Source organism: uncultured Veillonella sp., assembly GCF_963534045.1.
Classification (GTDB): domain Bacteria; phylum Bacillota; class Negativicutes; order Veillonellales; family Veillonellaceae; genus Veillonella.
Genome location: NZ_CAUSQT010000082.1, coordinates 1 through 3,824 on the forward strand (window position 1 = coordinate 1; position 3,824 = coordinate 3,824).

Below are 3,824 nucleotides of genomic sequence, written 5' to 3' on the forward strand. Positions count from 1 at the left end.
CATACGCACCAACTGTCTTTTTATATAATTGGGACTCCAAAAACATTCTATGAAAGCGTTCAGATCCACGAGCTAAACAAAATAAGGTAAGCATATAAAAGGGGACTGTTGGCAATATTGGTAATACGATACCTGCTGTACCAAGGCAAAAACTTATAGCGCCAATGGTTAAGAATATATATCGAATTACGACATTACTATGTTGCTCAGCTGTTTTCATTACTCTTCTTCTACGTAATTAATAACTTTCCCTTTTGTTTTAATGAAGTTAGGAATAATAAGAACAAGGGCTGCAATAACAACGACGCCATAAATACCAGCCATGCCAATCCATTCAAAGGCATTACCAAGTACAAGACCCATTACGGCAAAGTCCGCATCGCCGAATGTTGTGTTTTGGAAACCTAATTGACCTAAAACTGGCAATGCTAGTGCAGGCAAGAATGTAATAGCCAAACCGTTAAGGAATGCACCTACTGCAGCACCGCGACGACCGCCGGTAGCATTACCATAGATACCTGCTGTTGCACCGCAGAAGAAGTGAGGTACAAGACCAGGAATGATAAGTACGCCACCTACAGCACCTAGAATAAGCATACCGATGATACCACCGATAAAGGAGCTAATAAAGCCTAATACAACGGCTGTTGGCGCATAAGTAAAGAATACAGCACAGTCTACTGCTGGAATTGCATTAGGAATGATTTTTGTAGCGATACCTTGGAACGCTGGAATCAAATCACCCAAGATCATACGAACACCAGAATATACGATAGCTACACCTACAGCAAAGTTCATAGCGCTCATAACTGCAAATAGGTATGGGCTCATAGAACCGGATAAGGTTGCTACGAATTCAGAGCCAGCTGCAATAGCTGCGATTAAATAGAATACGATCATGGTCAATGCAGTAGATAACGTGGAGTCACGCAAGAAGCCCCATTTTTCAGGAATTTCAATATCTTCTGTACTCTCCTCTGCCTTGCCTACATATTTTGCTACCCATGCAGATAAATAATAACCTAAACTACCAAAGTGGCCCAATGCGATTTCATCGCCATCGGTAACTTTAGAAGTATAGCTTTGACCGATAGCTGGAGAAATGGCCGACCAAGCGCCCATTAAGAAGCCACCTACAAGGATCAATTCAATACCGGATAAACCTACAGTACCAAGTACAGCAGACATTAAACAAGCCATAAATAAACTGTGGTGACCGGTAAGGAATACATACTTAAATTTGGTGAAACGAGCAATTAATAAGTTCATCAATAAGCCTACAACAAGGATAGACATCGTTTCAACACCAAGTACCTTTTGTGCTACTGCTACGATAGCTTCATTGTTTGGTACAACACCGGTAATATGGAATCCGTGTTCAATCATTTTTCCAAGTGGATCAAGATTGCTAACGATAACACCAGCACCAGCAGCAAGCATTAAATAACCAAGAATTGGCTTTAACGTACCAGTCATAATCTTATGAAATGGTCGTTTCAAAGCAATTAAACCAACGCAGGACATAATACCAATCAACAACGCTGGCTGACTCAATACATCTCGTAAGAATTCTAATATCATTTCCATAGAATTATCTCCCCTATGAATTACTTAGCGATTTCTTGTAATCGTTCCAAAATATCTTCTTTAATTTTCTTTTTATTAATGTAACTACGTACAATAGCTACATCCTTGTCTTCAAATTGTTCTGCTAATTCTTTTACAGTAACAATTAAATCAGCCTTGCGACCTTGAGCCGCATTAAAATCGATTGATTCTACTTGTGCTTCGATATTATTTTCAGCACAAATTTCTTCGATTTTCATTTTTAACATCAAACTAGAACCGATGCCATTACCACATACAGTTAAAATGGAAATCATAGTTTACCTCCAAAATTACGCTTCATCAAGATGTTCCGATAAAAAAGCTTCTACATCTTCAATACTTTCAAAATTTACCGCTGCATCAAGAAATTCTTCATCTTCAAAGAGCGTAGCAATATCTGTAAGCAATTGAATATGTTCTTCCTTATTCGGCGCACATAAAAATACCGCTACTGATACAGGATCATTTTCTGGGCTACCAAAATCGATCGGTTTTTCTAACGTTACCAAAGCTGTACCTACTTGCTTAGCCCCCATCTCTGGGCGCGCATGAGGCATAGCAAGACCCGGTGCCAATACGATGTACGGCCCCATGTCACGAACTACGTCAATCATAGCCTCTGTGTATGTAGGCTCTGTAAAACCAGCATCGACCATGAGCTGACCACCGTGACGAATCACATCTTCCCATGTCTCAGCAGGATAATGAAAGGATACATTATCCTCTGATAGTAAATCTTGTAACAAGCTAACACCTCCTATATTCACAACTTGTATACTCATATTATAACTAGGTATAGTTAAAATGCCTATACCTTATGTATTTATTTGCAAAAAAAGTTAGACCCCAAAAGGGTCTAACTTTCGCTTATTCACATGGCATGTATAAGAGTTGCTATTATTGGAAGAGTACAAAAAAGATATTTTATATACATACGCCATGTCAATATTTAGTTATTCAAGTACTCTAAGTGTTGCTTATTAGATGCATCTGTACGCGTTCTAATAGCCTCTACTAATGGTTTCAGGATTTGATATTCCTCGTCTGTCAAACGGAACGAGCGACATTCGCGCTTATACATACGAGGTCTACGACCAGAACCTTCTCTCTGTCCGCCCCATGTCATTAACATATACCTCTCTCTAAGGACCATTATATTATTGTCTCTCACAATCATTAGTATATGCTATTTTATGCGGATTTTCAAGATTTTTATTCAAATTTATAAATAATTAATTATTTGCTTCTGCAGCCGCTTTTGCAGCTTCTGCTGCTTTTTTCAAGTTAGGCACAGATGTAGGACATGTAGCAGGTGTACATGCACCATTAGGACCTAAATCTTCAGAGCGGTTTACAAATGTAGTATGCAACATATGATGTGCTTTGTGGCTCATAGGTTTGCCATCAAAGAACTCAGCATACAATTTTTGAATATCTGGGTTATCACAAGAAGCTTTCACTTTTACTTCCGCATCACGCGTATACAAGGATGCGATACGAGCTTCACGAGCTTTGTCAGCCATAGGTAATTTAACGCGTGGTTGACCACCACCACCGATACAGCCGCCGCGGCAAGCCATAACTTCGATGAAATCATAATGGATGTTTTCTGCACGCATGCGTTCAATGAATTTACGCAAATTGCCAGTGCCATGAACAGCTGCTACATGTAATGTTTTATCACCAATCACTACATCAGCTTCACGAGCACCATCCATACCGCGAATAGCTTCGAATGGAATCAATGTGCTAGGAGCATCTTCACCTGTTACGAGTTTATAAGCAGTACGCATAGCTGCTTCCATAACACCACCAGTGTTACCGAAGATGATGCCGCCACCGGATGCTTCACCCATCAATGGATCAAATTTGGAGTCTTCCAATTCATCAAAGTTAACTTCTTCTGCACGCAACCATTTAGCAAGTTCGCGTGTAGTAATACAGTAATCTGTATCGCGCATTTCTGGCGCATCCCAGTATTCTGCAGAGGAATTCATTTCATCGCGACGAATTTCAAACTTTTTAGCAGAACAAGGTGTTACTGCTACAGCTACCATTTGTTTTGCATCGATGCCCATTTTTTCAGCAAAATATGTTTTTTGCGTAGGCGCTTGCATCGCAATTGGACTCTTTGCAGTAGATAAGTTTGATAAAAATTCTGGGTAGAATGTTTCAGCAAATTTTACCCAAGCAGGACAGCAAGATGTGAATTGAGG

Annotated in this window: 6 protein-coding genes; all 6 read right to left on the bottom strand. The window is 39.8% G+C overall.

What is annotated here, in order from left to right:
• Positions 1–220 (bottom strand): YbaN family protein (locus tag RYP29_RS08460; protein WP_311533096.1); only part of this gene is annotated, 220 nt, incomplete at its 3' end.
• Positions 220–1,587 (bottom strand): PTS ascorbate transporter subunit IIC, encoded by a 1,368-nt coding sequence (locus RYP29_RS08465; RefSeq protein WP_311533097.1) that lies wholly within the window; start codon positions 1,585–1,587, stop codon positions 220–222. The genes RYP29_RS08465 and RYP29_RS08460, both read right to left, overlap by 1 nt.
• A 20-nt stretch (positions 1,588–1,607) precedes the next feature.
• Entirely contained in the window at positions 1,608–1,883 is a 276-nt protein-coding gene (locus RYP29_RS08470; protein ID WP_275249201.1) for a PTS sugar transporter subunit IIB, read from the bottom strand.
• A 15-nt stretch (positions 1,884–1,898) separates the two neighbouring features.
• The gene (locus RYP29_RS08475) at positions 1,899–2,354 is read right to left on the bottom strand and encodes a PTS sugar transporter subunit IIA (protein ID WP_005378624.1); all 456 of its coding nucleotides are present in this window, start codon (positions 2,352–2,354) and stop codon (positions 1,899–1,901) included.
• 203 nt (positions 2,355–2,557) lie between these two features.
• A complete protein-coding gene (locus RYP29_RS08480; RefSeq protein WP_005382859.1) occupies positions 2,558–2,740 on the bottom strand; it encodes a hypothetical protein in 183 nt (60 codons plus the stop codon).
• Positions 2,741–2,840: 100 nt separating this feature from the next.
• The coding region (locus RYP29_RS08485; protein WP_311533100.1) for a [Fe-Fe] hydrogenase large subunit C-terminal domain-containing protein at positions 2,841–3,824 on the bottom strand (984 nt) is incomplete at its 5' end.

Excerpts from the sequence above, each read along its gene's own strand:
- RYP29_RS08465 (WP_311533097.1), bottom strand. The coding sequence starts at position 1,587 with ATGGAAATGATATTAGAATTCTTACGAGATGTATTGAGTCAGCCAGCG.
- RYP29_RS08470 (WP_275249201.1), bottom strand. The coding sequence starts at position 1,883 with ATGATTTCCATTTTAACTGTATGTGGTAATGGCATCGGTTCTAGTTTG.
- RYP29_RS08480 (WP_005382859.1), bottom strand. The coding sequence starts at position 2,740 with ATGTTAATGACATGGGGCGGACAGAGAGAAGGTTCTGGTCGTAGACCT.